The sequence below is a fragment of the Nocardia sp. NPDC052001 genome, assembly GCF_040680615.1.
GTDB lineage: Bacteria > Actinomycetota > Actinomycetes > Mycobacteriales > Mycobacteriaceae > Nocardia.
This window is the reverse complement of sequence record NZ_JBFAXC010000002.1, coordinates 571,904-597,129: the sequence shown is the minus strand read 5'-3', so window position 1 is coordinate 597,129 and position 25,226 is coordinate 571,904. Positions and strand designations below refer to the sequence as shown.

At 67.8% G+C, this 25,226-nt stretch carries 18 protein-coding genes; 8 read left to right on the top strand and 10 right to left on the bottom strand.

All coding sequences use genetic code 11. From position 1 onward, the window contains the following. The first annotated feature begins 6 nt into the window (after nt 1-6). Both AB0L82_RS11045 and AB0L82_RS11040 read left to right on the top strand, forming a co-directional pair. Nucleotides 7-966: an oxidoreductase gene (locus AB0L82_RS11045; protein WP_364633835.1), complete on the top strand. Its 960-nt coding sequence runs from the start codon at nt 7-9 to the stop codon at nt 964-966. Between the two features lie 117 nt (nt 967-1,083). Continuing rightward, nucleotides 1,084-1,551, top strand: coding sequence for a hypothetical protein (locus AB0L82_RS11040; RefSeq protein ID WP_364633833.1), 468 nt, complete (start codon nt 1,084-1,086; stop codon nt 1,549-1,551). Here AB0L82_RS11040 and hutG read toward each other — a convergent pair. Genes hutG through hutU form a run of 4 tightly spaced genes read right to left on the bottom strand, consistent with a single transcriptional unit; the run spans nt 1,548 to nt 6,844 of the window. Then, a complete protein-coding gene (gene hutG / locus AB0L82_RS11035) occupies nt 1,548-2,504 on the bottom strand; it encodes a formimidoylglutamase (RefSeq protein ID WP_364633832.1) in 957 nt (318 codons plus the stop codon). The two genes, AB0L82_RS11040 and hutG, sit on opposite strands and share 4 nt — an antisense overlap. Beyond that, on the bottom strand, nt 2,501-3,721 hold the full coding sequence (gene hutI / locus AB0L82_RS11030) for an imidazolonepropionase (protein WP_364633830.1): 1,221 nt from the start codon (nt 3,719-3,721) through the stop codon (nt 2,501-2,503). Before hutI ends, hutG begins: the two co-directional genes overlap by 4 nt. Next, nucleotides 3,699-5,129 (bottom strand): cytosine permease, encoded by a 1,431-nt coding sequence (locus AB0L82_RS11025; protein WP_364633828.1) that lies wholly within the window; start codon nt 5,127-5,129, stop codon nt 3,699-3,701. The genes hutI and AB0L82_RS11025 overlap by 23 nt, the downstream gene beginning before the upstream one ends. Nucleotides 5,130-5,164: 35 nt before the next feature. Further along, nucleotides 5,165-6,844: a urocanate hydratase gene (hutU, locus tag AB0L82_RS11020; protein ID WP_364633826.1), complete on the bottom strand. Its 1,680-nt coding sequence runs from the start codon at nt 6,842-6,844 to the stop codon at nt 5,165-5,167. Between the two features lie 188 nt (nt 6,845-7,032). On the opposite strand from hutU, the gene hutC reads away from it, so the two are divergent. Then, entirely contained in the window at nt 7,033-7,803 is a 771-nt protein-coding gene (hutC, locus tag AB0L82_RS11015) for a histidine utilization repressor (RefSeq protein WP_364633824.1), read from the top strand. A 5-nt stretch (nt 7,804-7,808) separates the two neighbouring features. Here the strand turns inward: hutC and AB0L82_RS11010 are convergent, their stop codons facing one another. The 5 genes from AB0L82_RS11010 to recC form a co-directional block, all read right to left on the bottom strand. Next, complete coding sequence (locus AB0L82_RS11010; RefSeq protein ID WP_364633823.1) at nt 7,809-9,293, bottom strand: NAD(P)/FAD-dependent oxidoreductase; 1,485 nt, start codon at nt 9,291-9,293, stop codon at nt 7,809-7,811. A gap of 86 nt (nt 9,294-9,379) precedes the next feature. Continuing rightward, nucleotides 9,380-10,222 carry an alpha/beta hydrolase gene (locus AB0L82_RS11005; RefSeq protein ID WP_364633821.1) on the bottom strand — a complete coding sequence of 281 codons (843 nt, stop codon included), beginning with the start codon at nt 10,220-10,222 and terminating at the stop codon, nt 9,380-9,382. A 22-nt stretch (nt 10,223-10,244) separates the two neighbouring features. After that, nucleotides 10,245-12,128, bottom strand: coding sequence for an exodeoxyribonuclease V subunit alpha (recD, locus tag AB0L82_RS11000; RefSeq protein ID WP_364633819.1), 1,884 nt, complete (start codon nt 12,126-12,128; stop codon nt 10,245-10,247). 43 nt (nt 12,129-12,171) lie between these two features. After that, on the bottom strand, nt 12,172-15,807 hold the full coding sequence (locus AB0L82_RS10995) for a UvrD-helicase domain-containing protein (RefSeq protein WP_364633817.1): 3,636 nt from the start codon (nt 15,805-15,807) through the stop codon (nt 12,172-12,174). 49 nt (nt 15,808-15,856) lie between these two features. Next, nucleotides 15,857-19,282 (bottom strand): exodeoxyribonuclease V subunit gamma, encoded by a 3,426-nt coding sequence (gene recC / locus AB0L82_RS10990; protein ID WP_364633816.1) that lies wholly within the window; start codon nt 19,280-19,282, stop codon nt 15,857-15,859. Nucleotides 19,283-19,481: 199 nt separating this feature from the next. Here recC and AB0L82_RS10985 point away from each other — a divergent pair, with 199 nt between their 5' ends. The 5 genes from AB0L82_RS10985 to AB0L82_RS10965 all read left to right on the top strand — a co-directional run bounded on the left by AB0L82_RS10985 (nt 19,482) and on the right by AB0L82_RS10965 (nt 24,303). Continuing rightward, nucleotides 19,482-19,667: a hypothetical protein gene (locus tag AB0L82_RS10985; RefSeq protein ID WP_364633814.1), complete on the top strand. Its 186-nt coding sequence runs from the start codon at nt 19,482-19,484 to the stop codon at nt 19,665-19,667. A 177-nt stretch (nt 19,668-19,844) separates the two neighbouring features. After that, nucleotides 19,845-20,717 carry a tat pathway signal sequence gene (locus AB0L82_RS10980; protein ID WP_364635982.1) on the top strand — a complete coding sequence of 291 codons (873 nt, stop codon included), beginning with the start codon at nt 19,845-19,847 and terminating at the stop codon, nt 20,715-20,717. A 78-nt stretch (nt 20,718-20,795) separates the two neighbouring features. Next, complete coding sequence (locus tag AB0L82_RS10975; protein ID WP_364633812.1) at nt 20,796-22,223, top strand: NAD(P)/FAD-dependent oxidoreductase; 1,428 nt, start codon at nt 20,796-20,798, stop codon at nt 22,221-22,223. Nucleotides 22,224-22,356: 133 nt separating this feature from the next. After that, on the top strand, nt 22,357-23,340 hold the full coding sequence (locus tag AB0L82_RS10970; RefSeq protein ID WP_364633810.1) for a hypothetical protein: 984 nt from the start codon (nt 22,357-22,359) through the stop codon (nt 23,338-23,340). A gap of 240 nt (nt 23,341-23,580) precedes the next feature. Next, on the top strand, nt 23,581-24,303 hold the full coding sequence (locus tag AB0L82_RS10965) for a hypothetical protein (RefSeq protein ID WP_364633808.1): 723 nt from the start codon (nt 23,581-23,583) through the stop codon (nt 24,301-24,303). Between the two features lie 212 nt (nt 24,304-24,515). Here the strand turns inward: AB0L82_RS10965 and AB0L82_RS10960 are convergent, their stop codons facing one another. Then, nucleotides 24,516-25,166, bottom strand: a complete 651-nt coding sequence (locus tag AB0L82_RS10960) for an urease accessory protein UreD (protein ID WP_364633806.1) — start codon at nt 25,164-25,166, stop codon at nt 24,516-24,518. Nucleotides 25,167-25,226: the final 60 nt, after the last annotated feature.

Sequence of the window (25,226 nt, the reverse complement as noted above, 5' to 3'; positions counted from 1 at the left end):
GCACGGATGAACTCGACGACACCCGGGCAGCGCTTCACCGCCGCCCGCATTCCCGATCAGAGCGGCCGTACGGCCGTCATCACCGGGGCCAATACCGGCCTCGGCTTCGAAACCGCCCGCATGCTCGCCGAACACGGCGCGACCGTGGTGCTGGCCTGTCGCGATCTCGGCAAGGCCGCTGCCGCCGCGGCACGCATCCGGACCGCCGCACCCGGCGCGGAGGTGCGCGTCCAGCACTTGGATCTGGACTCGCTCGCCTCCATTCACGCCGCGGCCGAACAACTCCGGGCCGAGCATGCGCGCATCGACCTGCTGATCAACAATGCGGGCGGTATGCGCACCCGCTACGCGGTCACCGAGGACGGCTTCGAATCGACCTTCGCCACCAACCATCTCGGCCCGTTCGCGTTCACCGGACTGCTGCTCGATCGACTGACCACGACACCGGGATCGCGCATCGTGACGGTCAGCAGCATCGGGCATCGACGCGGCGATATCCATTTCGACGATTTGCAATCCGAGCGCGAATACCGTTACAGCACAGCATATTTCCAGTCCAAACTGGCGAATCTCATGTTCACCTACGAGCTGCAACGCAGGCTCGCGGCGGCGGGCGCGCAGACCATCGCGGTCGCCGCGCATCCCGGTAACGCGCAGACCGAATTCGGCCGCGAACTGCCCCGGATCGCACAGCTTCTGCTGCACCCCGGGGCCCGGGTCATCACCTGGTGGCTGCTCCAGAGCGCGGCCATGGGCGCACTGGCGTCCGTGCGGGCCGCGGTCGATCCCGAGGCGCGCGGCGGGGACTATTTCGGCCCGCCGGGCCGCCTCCAGTTCACCGGTTATCCGGCCAAGGTCGAATCCACCGCGAAATCCCACGATCGAGCAGCCCAACTGCGGCTGTGGGCCGAATCCGAGCGACTCACGAAGGTGATCTATCCATTGGCGCAACGGGTGGATCACTGAGTCGCCGAGCTCGCGCGACACGCTGTCGGAGTACTCGGGGCGACGCGGTGACGCCGAGTTCGTGAATACCTTCCGCCGCCTACGGCATCGATGCCCGAAATGGACCTACCGTGGGGTATGCGTACTTTCGTACATCTGCTGCTCTTCGCCTGTGCCATCGTGATCGCCGTCGGAACATTCGGCCCATTGCTCGGCAGCGTGAACGCGCGCGATGTCCGGCTGGAGGATCTGCGCAATGGCTTCGATGCCGGTAAGACCCTCGATCAGGTCGGCCAGCAATCCGCGTCGTTCTGGTCCTCGCTGGCCGTGGTGCTGCTCGGGGTGGCGGTGGTCGTGCTGATCTCCGCGCTCGTCGGCTCGCGGGCGCTGGGCGGTCTCGGGGTGCTGGCCGGGCTGGCAGCGCTGGGCGTACTCGCCTGGCGACTGTACGACAGCTTCGACCAGCAACTCCGGGACGACTACCGCGATCTGCTGAACGGTAGCTGGGGCCTGTACCTGGTGGGCGGGGGATTGGTGGTGGCGTTCCTGGCGCTGCTGTTCTCCCGTGAGCGCGTCCGCCCGATCGGAGCTCCCGCCGCCCGCTAGGGGTGGCGGGTCACGATGCGGTGGATGAGCCGGGCGGCGGTGCGCGCGGTGCGGTTGTCGATATCCAGGCCGGGGTTGAGTTCGGCGACGTCGACCGCGATCAGCTTGCCGCTCATGGCCACTCGGTCACAGACGCGCTGAATGGTCTCCAGCGGAACGCCGTACGCCGCCGGGGCGCTGACCCCGGGGGCGACGGCGGCCGGGAGCACATCCAGATCGATGGTCAGATACAGCAGATCGACCGCGTCGAGCAGATCGGCGACGAAGGCGTCGACGAGCGCGTAATCGGCTGGGCCGCAACGATCGTCCAGTAGATAGTGCACGTCGAAGCGGTCGGCGGTGTCGAACAGCGCGCGGGTATTGCTCGGCTGGCTGATGCCGAGCACGTCGTAGCGAATGGACGTGCCCGCCGCGTGTTCGGCCTCCAGTATCTGTCGAAAGGGCGTACCGGAACTCGGGGTCGCCTCACCGCGCAGGTCGAAATGCGCGTCCAGATTGAGGATTCCGAGCCGGGTGCCCGTTCCGCGTGCCTGTGCGGCGGACACACCCAGATAGGTCCCGTACGCGACCTCGTGCCCGCCGCCGAGCACGACCGGCAATCGGCCGGAGTCGATGGCCGCGGCGACAGCCCGGCCCAATCGGGCCTGCCCCGATTCGAGGTCGGCATCGGTGACCGCGACCGTTCCGGCGTCCTCGAGCAACACCGGATCATTGAGCGCCATGGATGCCAGCGCGGCGCGCAAGGCATGCGGACCCGCCGCCGCGCCCTGACGGCCCTTATTGCGGCGCACACCCTCATCGCTCGCGAAACCGATGAGGGCACAGCGGCTTTCGGTAGCGGCCGGATCGTACGGCCGGATGGCCTGATGCCACCGCAGATGCTCGGGCGTATCGCCGTCGTTGCGCCCGGTCCACGCGGCGGGCGGGATATCGACCGGAATCTCCGCGCTCATACCGCGACTCCCGGGGTGACGAGCACGCCGTCCTTCCAGACCTCGCGCACCAGCGCCACACCGGGCCGATAGGCCAGGTGCAGGTACGAGGGCGCGTCCAGGGCAATGGCATCGGCGCGGGCACCGATGGTCAGCTGACCGATATCGTTGCGCCGCAATGCCTTCGCACCACCCATGGTCGCCGACCACACGGCTTCCGCAGGAGTCATATGCATTTCGCGCACCGCGAGGGCGATACAGAACGGCAGGCTGGTGGTGTAGCAGGTGCCCGGATTGCAATCCGCGCCCAGTGCCACCGTGACCCCGGCATCGAGCAGCGTCCGCGCGTCCGGATAGGAGTTGCGGGTGCAGAAGTCCGCACCCGGCAGCAGGGTGGCCACCGTGGAACCGCTTGCCAGCGCGTCGATATCGGCCGAGTTCACATAGGTGACGTGATCGACCGAGGCCGCGCCCATCTCCACCGCGAGCCGCACCCCCGGCCCCTGCCCGAGCTGATTACCGTGCACGCGCGGGATGAGCCCGTGCGCCACACCGGCTTTCAGCACCGCCTGGGACTGCTCCTCGGTGAACGCCCCGCGCTCACAGAACACATCGATCCATTTGGCGTGCGGCGCACAGGCTTCGATCATCTCATCGCACACCATGGCCACGTAGTCATCGGCGCGGCCCGCGTATTCCGGCGGCGGCACATGCGCCGCCAGCAGCGTGACCTCATCGGTGAACCGCCCCGCGACCTGTGCGCTGCGCAGTTCATCGCGGGTGGTCTGCCCGTATCCGGTCTTACATTCCACCGTGGTGCTGCCCGAGCGCAGCGCCTCATTGAGCAGCCGCCGCACATTGGCCTCGAGTAGTCCCTCATCGGCGGCGCGGGTGGCCTCGATGGTGGTACGGATACCGCCGGCGGTGTACGGGGTTCCGGTCATGCGGGCCGCGAATTCCTCGGCCCGCTCACCCGCGAACACCAGATGCGAATGGCTTTCCACGAATCCGGGCAGCAGCGCCCGGCCGCCGAGGTCGACGCCGTGATCGGCGGCGGGCGCGTCGGCGCTGTCGCCGACCCACGCCACGCGGCCGTCGGTGAAGGCGATGGCGGCGTCGCGGCGCACGCCCAGCGTCCCCTCGCCGATGGCTGGATCATTGGTGACGAGCGTTCCGATATTCGTGACGACCAGGCTGGTCACGGTCGAATTCCTTTCAGGCTCGGGCCATCTCGGCATCGGGCGGATAGATCATCTGCTCCGGCGGAGTGGCGGTGCGCTTGGCGAGCGGGTAGTAGAGCCCGGCGGTCACCACGATGCCGACGATCCAGGAGATATCCGCGCCGCCGAGCATGTCGGTGACGGGTCCGGTGTAGAACTTGGTCGCCAGGAAGGGAATCTGCACCCCGACGCCGATGAAATAGCACGCCAGCGCGGGGACATTCCACGCCCCGTAGCGACCGGAGGCGTCATAGAGCGCGGGAATGTCGATGCGCTCCTTGGAGATCAGGTAGTAGTCGATCAGATTGATCGCACTCCACGGCGTGAACACCATGAGCAGCGCCAGCACGAAATTCTTGAAATTGGCCAGGAAATCCGCGCTGGCGGCAATGGCGATCAGGGTCGCCACGGTGGTGAAGCCGATGATGTAGAGCCCGCGCGCCAGGGTCGAAATGCGCGAGCGCCCTTCGAAAGCGGTCACCGTGGTGAGAATCGACATGAAACCGCCGTACGCGTTGAGCACGTTCACGGTCAGCTTGCCGGTGACGATCACCAGATAGATGAGCACCGCTACGGCGGCAGGTCCGGCGAGATCACCGATGAAACCGACCTGATCCTTCATGAACGATTTGCTCGCCACCGCGGCGATGAGCGCACCGAAGGTCATGGACCACTGCGAGCCGATCACGGTGCCCGCGAAGGTGGACCAGAAGGTGGCCCGATCACTGGTCGAGCGCGGCAGATAGCGCGAGTAATCGGCCACATACGGTCCGAAGGTGAGCTGCCAGCCCGCGCCCAGCGAGATCGCCAGCAGGAAGGTAGCGGTCTCGAAACCCTTCACCCCGAGCTGCGCGGTGACGTCGTATTCGGCGAACAAACGGATTGCCAGATAGGTGAATCCGACAATGCCCACCACCGTGGCGATACGGCCGACGATATGAATGAGCTTGTAGCCGGTGACCGCGATGAACGCGGTGAGCAGTCCGAAGATCACCATGCCCAATTTCGGGCTGTCGATATGCAGCACCTTGGCCACGGCCTGACCGGCCAATACGGTGCCGGTGGCCGCGAACCCCAGATACATGACGATCGCCAGCAGCAAAGGCAATATCGCACCCCGCACCCCGAATTGCGCCCGGCTCGAAATCATCTGCGGCAGGCCGAGTTTCGGCCCCTGGGCGGAATGCAGCGCCATTACCGCGCCACCGGCGATATTGCCGATGAGCAGGCCGATGATGGCCCAGAGCGCATCCGCTCCGAAAATGACCGCGAGCGCTCCGTCGACAATCGCGGTGATCTGCATATTCGCCCCGAACCACAGGGTGAATTGGCTGCGCGGACTGCCGTGCCGTTCCGCATCGGGAATGACATCGATGGTGTGGCGTTCGGGGGTGAGTACTACCTCGGCGGGACCGTCGTGCGTCATGGTCTCAGCCTTTCCTGCTTGGCGACCGCGGTGGATCAGTGCTGATTCTCGGACATGGGGATGCGGACTCCGCGCGTGCGGGCCGTCTCGATGGCGTGTTCGTATCCGGCGTCGGCGTGCCGGATGACACCCATGCCCGGATCGTTGGTGAGGACGGCCTCGATCTTGCGCGCGGCCAATTCGGTGCCGTCGGCGATGATGACCTGTCCGGCGTGCATGGACCGGCCCATGCCGACGCCGCCGCCGTGATGCAGCGATACCCAGGACGCGCCGGAGGCGGTATTGAGCAGCGCGTTCAGCAGCGGCCAGTCGGCAATGGCGTCCGAACCGTCCTTCATGGCCTCGGTTTCGCGGTACGGCGAGGCCACCGAACCCGAATCCAGATGATCGCGGCCGATGGCGACCGGCGCGGAAAGCTCACCGCTGGCGACCATTTCGTTGAATTTGCGTCCGGCCAGATGCCGTTCGCCGTAACCCAGCCAGCAGATGCGCGCGGGCAGGCCCTCGAAGGCGACCTTCTCCCCCGCCAGGGTGATCCAGCGCTTCAAATGCTCGTTGTCCGGGAACAATTCGAGGATCGCCTTATCGGTGGCGGCGATATCGGCGGGATCGCCCGACAGCGCTGCCCAGCGGAACGGGCCCAGCCCCTCTTCGAACAGCGGGCGAATGTAGGCGGGTACGAAGCCCGGGAAATCGAAGGCGCGATCGAAGCCGCCCTTGCGGGCCTCATCGCGAATGCTGTTGCCGTAGTCGAAGACCTCGACACCGCGATCCAGGAAACCGACCATGGCGCGCACATGCGCGGCCATGGACAGCTGGGCCTGTTCGGTGAACCAGACCGGATCCTTCTCGGACATGGTCTTCATATCGCCGAAGTCGACGCCGATCGGCAGGTACGCGAGCGGATCGTGCGCCGAGGTCTGATCGGTCACGATATCGATGGGGGCCTCGCGTTCGAGCAGCGCCGGAAACACCTCCGCCGCATTGCCTTCCACGCCGATGGACAGCGGCCGCCGGGCATCGCGGGCCTCGATCGCCAATTCCAGGGCGTGGTCGAGGTTATCGGCCTTCACATCCAGATACTTGTGTGCGATACGCCGGTCGATGCGGGTGACATCGCAGTCGACGCAGATGGCCACGCCCTCGTTCATGGTGACGGCCAGCGGCTGCGCACCACCCATACCGCCGAGACCCGCTGTGAGTGTGATGGTTCCGGCGAGGGTGCCGCCGAATCGCTTGCGCGCCACCGCACCGAAGGTCTCATAGGTGCCCTGCAGAATGCCCTGGGTGCCGATGTAGATCCAGGATCCGGCGGTCATCTGCCCGTACATGGTGAGCCCGAGCTCTTCCAGGCGGCGGAATTCCTCCCAGTTCGCCCAGTCGCCAACGAGATTGGAGTTGGCGATCAGTACACGCGGAGCCCATTCGTTGGTGCGGAAGACACCAACCGGCTTCCCCGACTGCACCAGCATGGTCTCGTCGTTGTGCAGCGTCTTCAGCGTGGCGACCATGGCGTCGAAGGCTTCCCAGGACCGCGCCGCGCGGCCCGTGCCGCCGTAGACCACCAGGGCGTCCGGATGTTCGGCCACCTCCGGATCGAGATTGTTCATCAGCATGCGCAGCGCTCCCTCCTGCTGCCAGCCGAGCGTGGTGAGCTCGGGGCCGCGCGGAGCGCGCACGGGTCGGGCCTCGTGGCCCGGGGAGTTGATGTCCATGGGATTCCTCGTCCTCGGCTATTTCGCACCTGCGGCCCGGTGACTCCGTTCGCGCTGGGCCGTGAATGTGTGCTGGATCGCATTCTGCAACAGTTGTATAGTCCTGTCTATACAACTGTCAAAATCGCGGGATCCGGGCCGGTAGGCTGCATGCTCGGAACGTGCACACGGTAGGGAGCGGTACGGGGATGGCAACGGTCGCGGGATCGAACAGCTCGGGCGAGACCTCCCTGGCCACCCTGTTCGCCGAGGCGGGCGGCGATGCCGTGCCCGCGTACGAGCGGATCAAGCAGTTGGTGATCAACCAGGTGCGTTCCGGGCGCTGGACGGAAGGCGATCAACTGCCGTCCGAGCATCAATTCGTGGCGGCGCTCGGACTGTCCCGCATGACGATCAACCGGGCGCTGCGCGAACTCACCGCCGAGGGCTTGATCGTGCGCATGATGGGCGTCGGCACCTTCGTGGCGAGCACCAAGGGTTCCTCACCGCTGTTCGAGGTGCGCAATATCGCCGATGAGATCCAACAGCGCGGGCATAGGCATCGCACCGAGGTAATCCTGGTGCGCGAGGAGAAATTGGACGGCACGCAGCCTTCGCTGCGGGAGTCGCTCGGCCCCAGGGCTTTCCATTCGGTGCTGGTGCATTTCGAGGATGACACCCCGATCCAGGTCGAGGACCGGTACGTCCATCCGGCGCAGGCTCCCGGCTATCTGGAGCAGGATTTCGCCGCCACCACGCCCAATGACTACCTGAGCCGGGTCGCACCGCTGGTGCGCGGTGAGCACGTGGTGGAGGCGGTGCTCGGCAGCGCCGAGGAATGCCGCCTGCTGGGCATCGATCGCAGTGAACCGTGCCTGCTCATTCGCCGGCGCACCTGGTCCGAACAGGGCCTTGTGAGCGTGGCCCGGCTGGTGCATCCGGGCTCACGCAATCGTCTCGAGGGCGTCTTCGGGCGCTGAGACCGCTACCGCGCCTTGGCAGCCCGGGCCGACTCCCCCGCGCGTTCGAAGCGCATATCCGGGTCCGCGATCTTGCCGTAGCGCAGCGTGGGCAGATCGCGCAGATAGTTCTGACGCAATCGCCACGGCACCCGATCACCCTGTTTGGGCAGGTGATCCAGGGCGCGCAGCACATAGCCCGGCTGGAAATCCAGGAACGGCGCGGTGCCGACCGAGGGGTCGCGGATCGGGGTGGCTTTCGCGTAGCCGTTCGAATCCATATAGCGCAGCAGCCGAACCACGTACTCGCACACCAGATCCGCCTTGAGCGTCCAGGAGGCGTTGGTGTAGCCGATGATGAACGCGAAATTCGGGACGTCGGAGAGCATCATGGCCTTGTACGCCATCGCATTCGGGAGTTCCACTTTCTCCCCGTCCACCGTCAGTTCCAGGCCGCCGAAGGCGATGAGGTTCAAACCCGTTGCGGTGATGATGATATCGGCGTCGAGTTCACGACCGGATTCGAGCTTCAGGCCGGTTTCGGTGAAGGTCTCGATGAGGTCGGTGACCATCTCCAATCTGTCCTGGCGAATGGCGCGGAACAGATCACCGTTGGGCACCAGGCACAGCCGCTGATCCCACGGCTTGTAGCTGGGATTGAAATGCGTCTGGATATCGTAACCGGCTGGGAGCCAACGCTTCTGGAGGCCGAAGATCCACGAGCGCATACGTTTGGGATAGCGCTGCGAGATCTGATACATGGCGGTGCTGAGCGCGACATTCTTGGCCCGGGCCAGACCGTAGGCCGCCCGCGCGGGCAGGATGCGGCGCACCCGGTCGGCGAAGGCATCGCGGGCGGGCATGGAGATGATGTACGACGGTGAGCGCTGCAGCATGACCACATGCGCGCCCTGATCGGCCAGCGCCGGGCCGAGGGTCACCGCGGTCGCGCCGGAACCGATGACCACGACCTTCTTGCCCGCCACCTCGAGCTGTTCGGGCCAGTGCTGCGGATGGACGACCGGACCCGAAAAGCGTTCCATACCGGCGAATTCCGGGGTGTAGCCCTCGTCGTAGCGGTAGTAGCCCGAACAGCTGAACAGGAAATTCGCGGTGATGGTCACCGTTTCGCCATCGTGGTCGGCGGTCACCGTCCAGCGCTCATCGGCGGTCGACCATTCCGCGCGCAGCACCCGATGCCGATACCGAATGTGCTTGTCGATACCCGCCTCCGCGGCGGTATCGCGCACATAGTTCAGAATCGAATCGCCGTCGGCGATGGCCTTGTCCCCGAGCCACGGCCGGAAGCGATAGCCGAGGGTGAACATATCCGAATCGGAGCGAATTCCGGGATAGCGGAACAGATCCCAGGTCCCGCCGATGCCCTCGCGCATCTCCAGAATCGCGTAGGTGCGCCACGGAAACGCGGTCTGCAGATGATGGGCCGCGCCGATTCCGGACAGTCCGGCGCCGACGATGAGCACATCGACGTGCTCGGGAGTGCTGCTCATCGATACTCCTCCGATTCGCAATATGACGGTGCCCGCGCACCCGATTCAGCGTATCCAGCACCGCACCCGCGCAGGGGCGAAGCGCACTACGAACGCGAGAAGAATTCGCCGATGATCCCGGCGACGAGTTCGGGGGCCTGTTTGTCGATGCCGAAATGATCCAGGCCCGGGACGGTGCGGCGCTCGCAGTGCGGCAGGGTTTCCGCGAGCCGGGTGTGGTCGGGATCGGTTCGGCGCTGCGGATCCTTGTCCCCGTCCATGAGCAGCACCTCGGCGGTGATCCCGGCATAGGCGCGATAGGTGTCGTTCAGCCGGATGATCTCGCGATGCTCGCGCAGATTCTCGGCGAGCTGGCTCACCACCATGTCCTTCTCGGGCGCGTTCATGAAGAGCGGCATCATGCGCCGGAACATCCAGCGCGGCACCTTGCGCATATTCTCCGGGCCCATGGCGCGAACGAATTCGACGAAGGCGTCGAAGGGTTTGCCCTGGTCCAGGTATCGCTCATAGGCGGGCATCCAGTCCGAGGGCACCGATCCGGCGATCGAGACGCCCGGTTCGTACAGGGCGAGCTTGCGGATATCCGGATTGTCCCGCGCCGCTTCCAGCGCGATCAGCCCGCCGTAGCTGTGCCCGACGATCAGTCCCGCACCGGTTTTGTCCTGGAGTGCGCGAATATCCTCGCACTCCAGGCTGATTCGATAGTCCGGCCCCTGCGGTCCGCTGTCACCGCGCCCGCGCCGCTCCAGGGTGTGCACGGTGAACCCGGCACCGAGGGCGGCGGCGAAGCGGGCGAAACCGCTCGCCACGGACAGCACGCCCGGGAGCACGATCACCGGCGGCCCGTGGCCCACCGTCAGATACGCGATGCGAGTGCCGTCCGCGGACAACACGGTATCGGCGAACTGTTCGAACCCGGTGTCTGCCATGGCACCCCTCCGGGTTACCAGGCTACGCGCGCAGACCGCTCGCGCGCAGTACCCGGCGGCCGATCGCGGCCCGAATCGATTCGTCGGTGCCCAGCACCCGCACATGTTTGCGGGCGCGAGTTATGGCCGTGTACAGCAACTCTCGGGTGAGCAGCGTCGATTCCGGTCCGGGCAGCACCGCGGTGACGGTGTCGTACTGACTGCCCTGACTGCGGTGGATGGTCATGGCATAGACGGTGGTGACGCCCGGGAACTGGGTGGGGTGCACCAGATACGGTTCGGTGCCGCGCTGTAGCGCCGCGCGCAGCGTGCCGTCGGGCATGCGCACGATGACACCGGTATCGCCGTTGTAGATGCGGGCCTCGTGATCATTGGCGGTGACCAGCAGCGGCTGACCCGGATACCAGTGTCCGGGACCGGGTTCGGTGCTGATGCCCGCGGCGGCCACCCAGCCCGCGGCCATGCGATCCCAGCGTTCCACACCGTATGGACCCTGGCGGTGCGCGCACAGCAGGCGATGCGATTCCAGGGCGGTGAGCGCGGCGGTGGCATCCCCGGCCAGTGCCGCGTCGGTGGCGGCGTGCGCGGCGCGCAGGACGTCCGCGCGCACCTCGGTGTGATCCTCGGGTGTGTGCAGGGACAGTTCGGTGCCGCCCGCGCGCAGCAGATCGAGGGCGGTATCGGCGTCTCCGGCGCGCACGGCCACCGCGAGTTCGGCGATGCGGCCACCGAAGCGGCGGCCCCGGGTGAGGCGCACGATGCCACCGCGCAGGCGTTCCCGTTCGCGGGCGGACAGCGCGTCGGGATGTGCGGCGGTATCGCGCATTTCGCCGCCCAGGATCTTGTCCAGGGCCGGATTCGCCTGTCCGGCAATCGGTCCCGCCACCAGGTCGGCGAGCACAGCGCCAGCGTCGACCGAGGCCAGCTGATCCGGGTCGCCGACCAGCACCAGGCGGGCGTCGGGACGCACCGCGGGCAGCAGGCGGCTCATCATGGTCAGCGAGACCATGGAGGTCTCGTCCACCACGATCACGTCATATGGCAGCCGGTTGAATTCGTGATGCTTGAAGCGGCTCGCGCCGCCGCGCTGCCAGCCGAGCAGGCGATGCAGGGTGGCGGCGGTGAGTTCGGGCAGGCCGATATCGCCCGCCTGTTCACGCACCGATTCCTGTAGGCGCGCAGCGGCTTTACCGGTCGGGGCGGCCAGGGCGATGCGCAGCGCGGGCGCGCCCGGCATCGCTTCCTGATGCGCGACCAGCAGGGCCAGCACGCGGGCGATGGTGTGCGTCTTACCGGTACCTGGGCCGCCGGCGACCACGGTGGTCCACTGGGTCGCGGCCAGGGCCACCGCGAGGCGCTGCCGATCCGGCGGCTCCCCCGGGCCGCCCTCACGCGGGAACAGCCGATCCAGTTCGCGCCGAATGAGTTCCGCGTCCACCATGGGCTGGGTGGTGGAGCGTTCGGTGAGCACCTGCCGGATCGTCTCCTCCTGCCGGTAGTACCGGTCCAGGTAGAGCAGCGGTCCATCCGTGGATCCCGGCGGATCGATGAGGCGTAAGGGTCGCAGCGGTCCGGCCGGGCTGCCGCACACCAGCGGGCTCTTGCGCAGTTCGGCGATCACGGCGTCCACATCGGGCCAGGGCAGGGTGGCCGGATCGATCGAGGACTCTTCGGTCCCTTCGGCATCCACGCCGATCTCGTGCATGCGACGCACCTGGAGACAGACCGAGCCGGACCGCACCGCGCGCACGGCCAGCGCGGTGGCGAACAGCACCAGCGGTGAGTTCTCCTGTCCCAACCGGCCCAGTCGCACCGCGACGTGCACATCGGCCGCGGACAGCACACCGGCGGCATTGAAGATCTGCATCGCGCCGGTTCCGCGCTGCGCCAACTGAATCGAGGTCACGCGATCACCCGCCCTCGCACGATGACAGTATCGATATCGCGGCTCATCGGGCGGCCTCCGGGTCCATGGGTTCACCCGCGAGCAGGCGGGACAGATCCTCCACCAGGGCGGGCGGCGGCATCCAGTCGAAAACGCCCGCGCCGTCCGGAGTGTCGGGGCCGATCATGCCGCGCACGAACAGGTAGCGGATACCGCCGAGGTGCCGGGCCGGATCGTAGCCGGGCAGCCGCCAGCGCAGATACCGGTGCAGGGCAACCGAATACAGGATCGCCTGCAACGGGTAGTGCGAGCGCATCATCTCGGCGGCCATGCGCTCGTGGGTGTAGTGCGCGACGGTGAGGTCGCCGGTGCCCAGGCGGTTGGTCTTGTAGTCGACCACCACGAAACGCGGTCCGGGAATGCGCAATACGGCGTCGATACTGCCGGTGAGGAAGCCACGCAGCGGGGTGTCGTCCAGATGTTCGAGCTGATCCGCGTAGGGGACGAAGACATCGCCGGGCGGGAGGTGCCTGCGCAGCAGTCCGGCGATCTGCGGCACGCTCACCCGGGTGGCGGTGGGCTGATCGCCGCCCGCGAGCGGCAGTTCGAAATCGAGTTCGCTGAGCCGGTCGCGCGCGGAAATCTGTGCCAGCGAACCGAATCCGATGGGCGTGTGCATGACCGCAAGCAGGGCGTGCGCGAGCACTTCGGGATCGGCGTCGAACATCTGCTCGGCGACCGCGTGCGTGCAACGGGCGCGCATCTCGGCGGCCAGATCGACGGCGTCGGTATCGACGTACTCCAGGATCTCGTGCACCAGGGTGCCGAATTCCGCGCCGTAGGGCAGCGTGTTCATGAGTGACGGTGCGGCCGTGGTGAATACGTCCAGGTCGTCGGCGAGCACGCTCGGGGTGGCCGGTTCATCGGCGACGCCGCCGCCGTCGGGCTGATCACCGACCGGCATGGCGTCGTGCGCTCCGGCGGTGAGCGCCGAGTACGAGGTGCGCCGCCAATCCTGATCCAAATGGCGGTGGAAGCGCGCCACGGCCAGATCCGCGGCGGTGGTGGCGGTGTGATCGCGGGGCAGCCGGGCGCGGCGGATCTCATGCACCGGTTCGATGGCGATGACGCCGGGTTCGGCGGTGCTCGCCCATTCCGAGATGCGGCTCAGCACCATCGAATCGGCGGGTACCGCGACCTTGTCCGCCACGGCCGGGCTGCCGGGTTCGCGGCCCAGAATCATGCGGTGCAGGGGTGCGGTCTGGGTGTCGAAGGCGGGCGCCCACCAGGCCACCACCTGTGCGCCCGCGCGGGTCAGCGCCACGTACAGCAGGCGCAGTTCCTCGGCGGCCTCCTCCGCTTCGGCACGCGGTTTGCGCGTGTTGTAGCCGGAGGCTTCCGGACCGCCCACATCCAGCACGCGGCGGCCCTGGTCATCGTGGAAGAGCAGGGTCTGCGGATTGCGGATCTTGGCGGCATCCCATGCGAAAGGCAGGTAGACGACCGGGAATTCGAGTCCTTTGCTGGCGTGCACGGTGGCGATCTGCACGGCCGCCGCGTCCCGGTCCAGGCGGCGGCTGCGATCGGCCACACTGCCCGACGCCGGATCGCGGACCCGATCGGCGAGCCAGCGGGTGAGCGCGCTCAGGCCCAAACCCTCACGCAGCGCGGCATCGTCGAGCAGCTGGGCGATATGGCGCAGATCGGTGAGCTGGCGTTCACCGCCCTCCAATCCGAGCAGGCGCGGCGCGAGTCCGGTTTCCGCGCTCATCTTCTCGAAGACCGCCGCGAATCCCGCGCGGGCGAACAACCGGGCCGAATCGCGCAGTTCGGCACTGAGCCGTCCCACCAGATCCGCACCGCCGGAATCGATCTCATCGGCGGCGAGCCCGAGCAGCGCGGTACCGGCGGCCAGGCGCACCCGGTCGGCGCGATGCGGCTGCTCCAAAGCGTGCAGCACCCACAGCCACTGGGTCGCCGACGGCGTGCCGAAAACGCTCGCACCGCCCGCCAGCACCGAGGCCACCCCGGCGAGTTCGAGTTCCTTGCGCACCAGGTCGAGCTGGTTCCGATTGCGCACCAGCACCGCGATATCGCCCGGGCCGAGCGGCCTTTCACCATCGGCGTCGATGGTGGTGCCGGATTCGAGCAGTCGCACGATATCGGCCGCCACATCGGTGGCCACGCGTTCACGCTGGCGGCCGACGGTCGGATAGCCGGAACGATTGAGCGGTCCGGCACCGGTGCGCGGTAAACACCTGAGTCGGAATGGAATCACCGCTTCGGGCTCCCCGGTCAGCCTGCTGAACGGCCGGGTCGCGGCCACCGTGTGCACGGTGATCTCCTTATGCCCCAGGGCCGCTCCACCGTGCAGATGCTCGAGCGCCGCCAGCAGTCCGGCATCGCTGCGCCGGTTGGTGGTCAGTTCGCGCCGGGAGTCCGCGTGCGCCACCGCATCCAGATAGCTGAGCACTTCCGCGCCCCGGAAGGCGTAGATCGCCTGTTTGGGATCACCGACCAGCACCAGCGTGGTGTGCCCGTGGAAAGCGCGCCGCAGAATGTCCCACTGCAACGGATCGGTGTCCTGGAACTCGTCCACCAGCGCCACCCGGAATCGATCCCGGATGCGCTGACAGGCGCGCGGGCCGTGCTCGGCGTCGGCGAGCACATCGTGCAGCAGCACCAGCAGATCGTCGAAATCGCGCAGTCCCGAAAGCTGTTTGCGCCGTGCGGTTTCCGCGCGCGCCGCCGCCGCGAAGGCGACCCGCTCCCCCGCCGGATCGAGTTCGGACTCGACCTCGGGCACCAGCATGGCGGCCCCGTCGTGCACGGCCGCGGCCGCCAGGCGCTGCGCGTCGGCCGGACTGAACGGCGGCAGCTCACGCGCGTACCGGCTCAGGTACAGATCATCGGCGACGGTGGACACCACCTCGTCGACATTCTCGACCAGCCGGACCCCCGGATCCTGCTCCCCCGCCAGACCCAGCTCATCGAGCATGCGCTGACAGAAACTGTGCGTGGTGGCGATGGTCCCCGCGTCGAAATCCGACAGCGCCGCCAGCAGCCGCTCCCGACGGGCCGCCACCTCCGCCGGATTCGCCTGCGCCAGATGCCGAATCAGCTCATCCCCGGTGGCCTGCGCCCGCTCCGGTTCCGCCAGCGCCGCCGCCACCGAGACGAACCGGTCCCGCGTCCGCTCGCGCAACTCCTGGGTGGCCGCCCGGCTGAACGTCACCAGCAGCAATTCCGAGATATCGACCCCGGCCTCGGCCACGAACCGCACCGCCAGGCCCACGATGGCATAGGTCTTCCCGGTCCCGGCGCTGGCCTCGAGCACCGTGGTCCCCACCGGCAGCGGTCCGGTCAATTGAAAGCCGCTCCCCGAATCCTCCTGCTCACCAACGACATTCGGCACCGGATCGGTGACATTGTCGGCGGCCCAGAGTCCTTCGCTCTGCGACGGCGCCGTATCCGCGTCGACCTCCGTCTCGTCAGCCGTACCGCCGGTCATCGCACCCGAACGCGCGGTGGGCGCGTCGGGGGTGACGTCCGCGCCCAGGGTGAACAGGTCCGCGCCGTCGTCGCCCACCGGATCCGGGTGGGAGTCGCCGCCGGCGGAGTCGTCGCGGTGGCGGGCTCGGGTGACCGCCGGGCGGACGGAAAGGTCCGGGTCGGTGAGCGAGAACAGGTCGTCGGTCATCCGCGCCTTTCGCATTCGGGGCCGGATTGTGGGGCCGGGCGGTGGATCGTCATGGCTGGCCTTGATTCTCGTTGCTGAGCAACGGATTCCAGAGACGGCGCGCCAGTTCACCGAAACGAGTCGGTTCGGCTTCCAGCGCGGTGGGCGCGGTGGTGAGCGATTCGGTCAGCTGATGGAAGCGCGGGGTGGGGCCCAGGACGTAGCGCAGATAGCGGTCGGTGTGTTCGCCGTAGCGGCCGGGACCGTCCTTCCCGCCGTCGAATTCGTGTTCGGCGGCGAGCAGGGCGTCCTCGGCGGAGGAGCCCTGGCAGCGGCGCTCGGCATAGGCCGCCGAGGCCGCGGGTGCGATGGGCAGCGCCTCGGCCAGGCCCTCGTCCCGCAGTGCGGCCAGATCGCGCAGCAGCAGGCGAGCGGCATGCGCATTGGGGGCGACGAGCGTGGATTGCCATGCGGGACGCGACATCTTGCCGCGGCCGATGGTGATGGCCCGCCAGCTCTGATGGTCGCCGGTGGCGGCGAGCGCGAGCAGCCGCACCCAGGCCGCTATCCGGTGTTTGGGTGCGAGCCGGGAGAAGGTGGTGCGCAGCAACGCGTCATCGTGCACATCGGGGACGGTGCCGGTGAGGCGGCGGCCGTCACCCAGATCGACCGCGATATCGACGGTGCGGGAGGGGATTTCGTGTAACGGCTGCGCCACCCGCACCAGGCGGTCGACGGTGTTCTCCACCTCGTCGAGCACGGCCGCGCCGAGCGCGAACGGCGGCAGCGAACCGCGCCGCCATTCGGCCGCGCGCAGGGCGTTGGGGTCCACCCCGGTGAGCCGGGCGGACAGCATGCGTTCACCCATACCCCATTTGGTGAGCCCGTCCAGCTCGATGGGCAGCCGGTCGGCGATCTCCTCCTCGCTCTCGGGGACGCGAATTCCCAAGCGCTGCCACAGGAACGCTCGAATGGGATGTTCGGCGAAGGACACCAGATCGGCCAGTTCCACATCCCCGCGTTCGGTCGCGGGCAGTGCGGCGGCCAGGAACGGCGGGCGCGGGGCGGGCGGTCGCTGGGCCGCGAGCGCACCGGCGAGCGCGACACTGTCGAAGCTGAACGGCTTTTCGGGATCGAAATTGCGACGGTCGAAGGGCTGCAAAGGATGCCGCATGACGACGTGCTCGAGCCCGGCGGGACCGACGTGCGCGCGCACGGTGTCCAGCAGTTCGGCCAGCGGTATCGCGGGCGGCCGATGCGCACCGGTCACCGGATCGGATCCGGTGTGCAGCAGGACGAGTCGCTCCCCCGCCGCCATGATGGCGTCCAGGAGCAGTTGCCGGTCCTCACTGCGCGGATCGCGATCGCCCGGGCAGCGATGCCGCGCCAGCACATCGTCACCGTCCACGCCGCCGGTGCGCGGGAACACCTCGTCATCGAGCCCGAGCAGCACCACCACCCGATGCGGTACCGACCGCATGGGCACCATGGTGCACACGGTCAGCTCACCGGTGCGGAAGTTGGCCCGTGACGGCCGTCCGGCCAGCCTGGCGGCCAGTAGTGCGGCGATATCGGTGAGCCGCAAGGGAATCTGCCCGGCGTGCTCGGTGGCGGCGGCCAATTCCCGGCGCGCCTGCACGCCCTGCCAGCCCTGGGTCAGCGGCACATCGGTGAGCAGATCCAGCGCTCGCCCGAGCACCGAAGCCCATTCCGACGCGGGCCGCGCGGATCCGGCCGGTTCCTCGAGCGTCGGGCCGCGCAGATCCCGCAGGCATACCGCCAGCCGGTCCACGAATTCCGCGAAGCGCCCGGCCAGATCGATGTCATTGCTGTCGACATCGTCCAGCGGCAGCACCAGATCCAGCCAGTCCTCGCTGGATTCACCGGCCGCCACACCCAGCAGAATGCGATCGACCGCCGCGTTGAGCGTGTTCTGCGCGAAATCGCCCAGCCCGAACGCCTGCCGCTGCCGCTGCCCGATCCCCCAGCGCGCCCCGGTCTCGGCGGCCCAATCGCGCAACCGCTCGATATCGTCCTCGTCGAACCCGCAGCGCAGCCGAACCGGTTCCGTCGCAGCCAGATCCAGCACCTCGGTGACGGTGACCCGCCCGTCGGCCAGCTCCAGCAGCGTGGCGATCACATCCAGCAGCGGGTTCACCGCCCGCTGGGCGCGATCGGCCAGCCGCACCCGCAATCCGTGCGCCGGATGCCCCGGCGCCGATCCGTCCAGGGACCACTGTCCGAACGCCGCGCGCACCAGTGGCGCGTAGCTCTCCACATCCGGGCACATGACGATCACATCGCGCGGCTCCAACGTCGGGTCGGCGCTGAACAATCCGAGCAGCGCGTCCCGCAGCACCTCCACCTGCCGAGCCGGACCGTGACAGGAGTGCACCATGATGCTGCCGTCGGCCAGCGCCGGTTCCGGCATGAGCGACCACCGGTCCTGCCGGATGGCGGCCTGCAATTCGGTCAGCAGCGTGCGCGGCGTGATCGGCTCCAGCCGCGAATCGGGCGCACCCGCAAGCGAATCCGGCGTACCGGACGGCTGCGTCCGCGGATCCGCCATTCCCGGCCGGTGCGGCTCCGGGGCGGGGTGGTAGGTGTCGATATGGTCGTAGCCCGCGAGCCGCTGCTGCAATTCCCGCACATCCCGGCCCAATGCCGCGAGCAGCGGATGCCGCACCCGCACACCGGAATTCGGGATCACCTCGGCATCGGCGAGTTTGGTCCACAGCGCCGGGCTCGGATGCACCAGCCACAGGTGCACGCCCCGCCCGGCGGACAGCGCGGACAGCACCTCGAGCTGATCGGTGGTCAATCGGGTCACCCCGAACAGCGAGAGGCGATCGGGCAGTGACACCACGGCCGGATCGGTCCGCAGACGCGCGCAGGCGTCCGAAAGTCGTTCGGCCGGAGAGGGTTCCCCGACCGCCGCGCGCAGTCGCCGCCACAGTTGCGGCTGCCAGAGCAGATCCTCGGGCAGTGGATGCCCGGCCCCGTCGGTATCGGAACCGGCCGCCCAGTCCGTGATCATGCCGGGCCGCTGCATGGCGTAACCCGCGAACAATTCCGCGATCCGCGCCGCCGTCGCATACCGCCGCCCGACCCGATGCCCGCCCGCGTCACCATTGCCGAGATGCCGTGCCAGCACGGCACTCCAGGGTTCGGACAGCACCCCGTCCAGTACCGGCAGCAGCGTCCACACCACGCGCTCACCGGCCCACGGATCATCCTCGGGCACCCAGCCCGTCGCCTCGGCCAGCACCCGCGCCACCAGCGCGGCGGGGTCCGCGAAATCGATATTGGCCGCGACCCCGTCGGCGTGCGCGGCGCTGCCGAGCACCACCCCGAGGCGCTGCTGCAACCAGCGCTCGATGCCCTTGGCCGGAACGGCTACCACTTCCGGGGTGAACGGATCGCCGAGCGGTGCGGCGAGCAGCTCGGCCAGCGCGTCGGCGAGCGTGTCCGCACGCTCGGCCCGGTGAATGTGCACGACCTGTGTTTATACAGTCAGCGAACGACATGCAATCACCGGGTCCCTCGGCTCGCCGGGTGACACCTGCCACACGCCGGAGATTAGCTAGGGCGCGTCACCCCGAAATTCGAGTGTGGTATGCGACAGTGCTTTTCGGGGAGGTCGATTGTGCTGTGAGGAAAGGCTGGTTGCGTCGATGTCTGCGTCGGTGATTCCCATGATCCCGAGGCGCGGGTTCACTGTCCGGCGGGTCGGAGAACGCTGGGAGCTGGTGAATTCCCGCTACTACGGGCGCACCGTGGTACTCGCGTCGTGGCCCCGGGATCAGCATGCCGAGGCATTCGCGCACTGCTATCGCCTCAACGGTCGCAGTGTCGAGGAACTGACCGCCGCATTCCGCTGAACACCCCTTTTCGCACGGCGTGTCCGCCCGCCTTGCGCCGCAAGGCAATCCGGCGCGCCGAAGCGAAATTCGAAACCCGCTGTGACAGCGGGTTTTCCATAGCACAGCCAGTCAATCCACTCAAGACGTGCACATCGGGCATTGTGATGTCTATTGTTTCCCACCGTGCGTTCTCCGATGGCCCGGAACTCCCGTGTGGCCGCCTCCGCTTGCGTCCTCGCCGCCGCTGCCCTGATTCCCGCTGCGCCGGTATTCCTCCCCTCCGCCGCCGCGCGGCCCGTACTCGCGCAGGGCTGCCTGCCGGGATTCGACTGCGATTTGAGTAATCGCATCGCGTCGGTCGACAACTACCTCGCGGGCAGACCCGGTATCACCGGATATGTGGTGCGCGACCGCGTCTCCGGCGGTATCTACCGGAACGCGAACTCGGACAACATGTTCTGGACCGCCTCCACCATCAAACTGGCGATCGCGGAGGATCTGCTGAATCGCGCCCGCACCGGCGCGATCGTGCTGGACCCGGGCGACCGCTCGCTGATGGAGTCCATGCTGGCAACCTCCAACGACAATGCCGCCGACATCCTGTGGAACAAATTCGCAGGTCTGGACCGCATGGCGTTCAACAACGCCTTCCGCGCCAACGGTATGGCCGGGCTCGTTCCCATGCAGCCCAGCACCTCCCTGGAGCAGATGAAACTGTTCCCGGACTGGGGCTTCCAGCAGTGCTCGCCCTCGGATCTGGATCGGCTGATGGACAATGTCCTCACCCGCATGCATCCGGACGATCGCGCCTACCTGGTGGACCGCATGCGCCGCGTCGACACCAATCAGCACTGGGGCGTCTGGGGCGCGGGCGCGGCCATGCAACCCGGTCTCAAGAACGGCTGGTCCGACGAACAAGGCGGCTGGGTGGTCAACTCGGTCGGCTTCGCCGGACCCGGTGAGCGCTACACGCTGGCCATCATGACCGAACAGGGTCCGAACGGTAGCTACACCGACGGATCCGAGACCACCACCCGGGTGGCGCAGCTGCTGTTCGCGGGTCGATGAGCTGAACCGGCGACCATCGCACTACCCTTGACGTGAGAAGTGTCGTAGTTTCACCGTCTGGCTAGGAGCAGGGACTAGATGAACGCCGATAATTCCGTCGCACAGCGCCACCGCGTGGTGGTGATCGGGTCCGGGTTCGGCGGCCTCTTCGCTTGCAAGCACCTGCGGAAGGCCGACGTCGACATCACGCTCATCTCCAAAACCTCCACCCACCTGTTCCAGCCGCTGCTGTACCAGGTGGCCACCGGCATTCTGTCGGTCGGTGAGATCGCGCCCGCCACCCGCATCGTGCTGCGCAAACAGCAGAACGTGCGGGTGATCATGGGTGAGGTCGACGAGATCGACGTCAAGGGCGGGACGGTGACCTCGCGCCTGCTCAACCAAGACACCGTCACCCCCTTCGACAGCCTCATCGTCGCCGCGGGCGCACAGCAGTCGTACTTCGGCAACGATCAGTTCGCGACCTACGCGCCCGGTATGAAGACCATCGACGACGCGCTCGAACTGCGCGCGCGCATCCTGGGCTCGTTCGAAGAGGCCGAACTGGCCAAGGATCAGGAGACCCGCGATCGATTCATGACCTTCGTGGTCGTGGGCGCGGGCCCCACCGGCGTCGAATTGGCCGGGCAGATCGCCGAACTCGCGGACCGCACCCTCGATGGCACCTTCCGCAATATCGATACCCGCGACGCCCGCGTGATCCTGGTCGAGGGCGCGGGCGCGGTGCTCGCGCCGATGGGCCCCAAGCTCGGCGGTAAGGCGCATCAGCGGCTGGAGAAGATGGGCGTGGAGATCCAGCTCAACGCCATCGTCACCAATGTCGACGCGCGCGGGGTCACCATCAAGGACGGCGACGGCACCCGGCGCATCGAATCCGCGTGCAAGGTGTGGTCGGCCGGTGTGCAGGCCAGCGGACTCGGCAAGATCCTGGCCGAGCATTCCGAGGGCACCGAGACGGACCGGGCCGGGCGCGTGATCGTGGAACCCGATCTGACCATCAAGGGCTACCCCAACGTCTTCGTGGTCGGCGACCTGATGTCGGTACCGGGCGTACCCGGACAGGCGCAGGGCGCGATCCAGGGCGGTACCTACGCCGCCAAGGCCATCAAGGCGGGCCTGGCCGGACACGAACCCGCCGAGCGCAAGCCGTTCAAGTACTTCGACAAGGGCTCGATGGCCACGGTGTCGCGGTTCTACGCGGTCTGCCAGGTCGGCAAACTCGAGTTCAGCGGTTTCCTGGCCTGGCTGGCCTGGCTCGGACTGCACCTGTATTACCTGGTCGGTTTCCGCAGCCGGTTCGTCACCGTGCTGGAGTGGTTCACCTCGTTCCTGGGCCGGCATCGCGGGCAGATGGCCGCCACCGAACAGTGGGTGTTCGCGCGCCTGGCGCTCGAGGCGCTCGATAAACCCGAGGATGCGCGCGAGCTCGCCAAGCAGATCGGCGGCGAATCCGCTTCGGAGAACGGCAAATCCGTGGCGAACGCCAAGGACGCGGCCGCCTCGTAACGACACGCTGGCGGTCGCCGATGGCGGCACGCCACGCGGGGATGCCCTGACCGGGCGGCACCGGTACCAATCCGGCATGCAGTCCGGATCCGAATGTCCGACATCTGTCGACATTCGATCGGAAAGGTCATCCATGGGCAAACGCCAACCGGCTGATCAAGTTTCACCGCGCCGCCGCCGTCTCGGGTCGCTTGCCATCGCGGGAGCGCTCCCGCTGGTAGCCGCCCTGTCCACCACCGGAACCGCTGCGGCGGACCCGGTTTCGACCGAGGACAATCAGTCCACGGTGGTGGAGAAGCAGCCCGGCACCGACGCACAGCCCGGTCTCGTTCTCGATTCGCCGTTCGGACAGCTCTCGGTTCCGGTCCCCCCGATGATTTCGGACGAGACCAAGCCCGAGGCCAAGCCGACCGCGGGCCAAGCGGGTTCCTCCGCCGAAGCCGCACCGGTGCTCGAGACCGAGGGCGTAGAAACGGTCACCGCGCCCGCACCCGTCGTCCGGGTAGGCCGCAATTCCTCCACCGGCGTACGCGATATCCCCAATGGCCCCGTCGCGGCGGTGGACATGCAGGGTCTGCGCATGCCGAACCCGGCCCTCGCGGCCGATGTCGCGCCCATCGCGGCGCCGGAAGGCAAGCTGCGTTTCGGCGATACCGTGATCGACATCCCGTCGTTCCTCACCCCCGAGCAGGCCGCTCAGGTCAATGAGCTCTCCGCGGGCGCGGAGGCCAACCTGGCGCGCACGCTCGACTCGGCCGGCTTCGAGCCGAGCCGGTCGGATCGCATCGCCGCGCAGACGGTCGGCACCGCCGCCGTCGGCGCCGCGGTGGGCGTCGGCGTGGCCGCGCCCGCCGAGATCGCCGGTGCGGTCATGGGCGGGTTCATCGGGGCCATGGCGGGCACGCCGTTCGCACCGGCCGGCTGGGTCTTCGGCCCGGCCATCGGCGCGACCGCGGCGGTCTCCCTGATCGCGATTCCCGCGGCCACCGTAGGCGCGAGCATCGGTGCGGCGGTGGGCATGGCCAATGGCGTGCTCGCGCCCGCGACCGGTCCCGCGGCACCGGTGGACCAGCCCGCGGCCTCCGCCGACGATGCCGGAGCAGCTATCAGCGAGTGATAGCCGTTTTGCCGGGGCCGGAATCCATCAACTGGGATTCCGGCCCCGTTCTCGTGAATACGCAAGCAAATAGCTAACTTTCGGCAATGCGGACGTTCTACGCGAGTACGAAATCCGACCAATCCGGTTGACCGACGGGTCCGAATGTCGGGCGTCGATGTTCCCCCGAGCAAGAAAGGTCGTGAATTGGCCGCAGGCAAGCACAGAGCCCTCAACCCGCATCGCAATAAAGTCGGAAACGTGGTGGCGGCGGGCGCCGTTCCGCTAGTCATGGCGATCGTCGGAACCGGAGCCGCGAATGCCGCACCGGTGCAAACTGATCCGGTCGCGCAGCACGATGGCGCGGCTCCCCAGTGGCCCGCCGCCGATGCGCCCAACGTGATGCCGTACGAGGGCCTGCAGATCCCGAGTGACACCAAGAGCTCCATCCAGTGGTCGCGTCAGGCCCCGGACAAGAGCTACCTGGCGCCCGTCGGCGCACTGCACGCACCGATGCCGGTGCCCGCGGTGCCCCCGATCGCCCCGCCCGCCGGTAAGTTCCGGTTCGGCGATGTGATCGTCGACGCGCCGAACTGGATCGATAGCGAACAGGCGATCCAGATCAATGACAACTCCGCTCAGACCGAGGCCAATCTCGCCACGTTCCTCGATTCGATCGGGTTGGAGCGCAGCCGTTCCGACCGCATCGCCGGCCAGACCGTCGGCACCGCGGCCATGGGAGCGGTAGCGGGTGCGAGCGCATCAATGCCGATCGCTCTCACCTCGGCGACCGTCGGCGCGGCCCTGGGCCTCGTGGTCGGACTGCCGTTGTTCCCGGTCGGCCTGGTGGCCGGACCCGCGGCGGGCGCCGCGGCCGGTGCCGCGGTGATCGCACTGCCCGCAGCCGCGGCCGGTGCCGCGGTGGGCGCCGTGGTCGGTGCCGTGAACGCGTTCAACGCTCCACCGCGCGTCGTCGCGAACTGAGTTCGGTTCGCCGACAAGCTTTTCGCGCAACAGTGTGCACGGCGGGAACCAGGGGTGAGGTCTGGTTCCCGCTGTTGCGCGTCGATCCCCATCCAACCGGAAAGAATGGAGTGCCCGCATGTTTCGATTCTTCGGACACCGCATCAGCGCCGACTGGATTTTCGCGCTGCTGAACCTCGACTCGTTCGCCTCGGCACTGCGGCCCTGACGGGCTAGACGCGCAAAAACGTTGCGGTACGGGTGAACAGGGTTCCACCCGCGGCGAGCGGCAGCAATGCCGCTGCCACGCCGGTGAATTCGGCCGGGCGCTCATCCGGGTAGGTCAGAATGCTTTCCAGCGCACGGGGTCCGGACAGCGCGTCATCGGTGCACGCGTCGGCCCCGAGATCCAGGCGATGCCGTAGCAGCGGCACATCACCGATATCGGCATTCAGCTCACCGGACCAGTAGCCGTGATCCTCGCCGATGCGACCGACCTGCACCCGCTCCCGAAGCCGCAGCCGCGCACCGTCTTCCAGCCGCACGGTGCTGAGCGTCTCATGCTCCGCCCCGCCCGCGACCACGGTCGGCTCCGGATCGAAATCCAGTTCACCGCCCGCCGCCACCTCGACATGCCAGTGCGCGAACGACTTCGGAGTCGCTCTGCCCGGCAGTGCGATGGTGGCCGCCACCGAGCGCACCGACAGGCGCGCGCCCGCGCCCACGGTGATTCGGATATCCACCTCGTCACCGCCCAAAGGCGTTGCGGCCGTGCCGATCAGATGCACCGTATCCGGACCGGTGAGCCGCGCCGCCAGACCGCCCACCGCGTGAATCCGCGGCAGCTCCCCGGCGGCGGCATCGATCCGCAGTTCAGTGCGCACCGGTTGTCCGTTCACCGGCCGCTGTGCCGAACGCGACGCTCAGGGCCCCGGGCGCGGCGA

What these genes read in the sequence shown, in the direction of transcription:
- AB0L82_RS11045 (WP_364633835.1), top strand. Translation starts at nt 7, where the DNA reads ATGAACTCGACGACACCCGGGCAGCGCTTCACCGCCGCCCGCATTCCC.
- AB0L82_RS11040 (WP_364633833.1), top strand. Translation starts at nt 1,084, where the DNA reads ATGCGTACTTTCGTACATCTGCTGCTCTTCGCCTGTGCCATCGTGATC.
- hutG (WP_364633832.1), bottom strand. Translation starts at nt 2,504, where the DNA reads ATGAGCGCGGAGATTCCGGTCGATATCCCGCCCGCCGCGTGGACCGGG.
- hutI (WP_364633830.1), bottom strand. Translation starts at nt 3,721, where the DNA reads ATGCCGAGATGGCCCGAGCCTGAAAGGAATTCGACCGTGACCAGCCTG.
- AB0L82_RS11025 (WP_364633828.1), bottom strand. Translation starts at nt 5,129, where the DNA reads ATGACGCACGACGGTCCCGCCGAGGTAGTACTCACCCCCGAACGCCAC.
- hutU (WP_364633826.1), bottom strand. Translation starts at nt 6,844, where the DNA reads ATGGACATCAACTCCCCGGGCCACGAGGCCCGACCCGTGCGCGCTCCG.
- hutC (WP_364633824.1), top strand. Translation starts at nt 7,033, where the DNA reads ATGGCAACGGTCGCGGGATCGAACAGCTCGGGCGAGACCTCCCTGGCC.
- AB0L82_RS11010 (WP_364633823.1), bottom strand. Translation starts at nt 9,293, where the DNA reads ATGAGCAGCACTCCCGAGCACGTCGATGTGCTCATCGTCGGCGCCGGA.
- AB0L82_RS11005 (WP_364633821.1), bottom strand. Translation starts at nt 10,222, where the DNA reads ATGGCAGACACCGGGTTCGAACAGTTCGCCGATACCGTGTTGTCCGCG.
- AB0L82_RS10995 (WP_364633817.1), bottom strand. Translation starts at nt 15,807, where the DNA reads ATGACCGACGACCTGTTCTCGCTCACCGACCCGGACCTTTCCGTCCGC.
- AB0L82_RS10985 (WP_364633814.1), top strand. Translation starts at nt 19,482, where the DNA reads ATGATCCCGAGGCGCGGGTTCACTGTCCGGCGGGTCGGAGAACGCTGG.
- AB0L82_RS10980 (WP_364635982.1), top strand. Translation starts at nt 19,845, where the DNA reads ATGGCCCGGAACTCCCGTGTGGCCGCCTCCGCTTGCGTCCTCGCCGCC.
- AB0L82_RS10975 (WP_364633812.1), top strand. Translation starts at nt 20,796, where the DNA reads ATGAACGCCGATAATTCCGTCGCACAGCGCCACCGCGTGGTGGTGATC.
- AB0L82_RS10970 (WP_364633810.1), top strand. Translation starts at nt 22,357, where the DNA reads ATGGGCAAACGCCAACCGGCTGATCAAGTTTCACCGCGCCGCCGCCGT.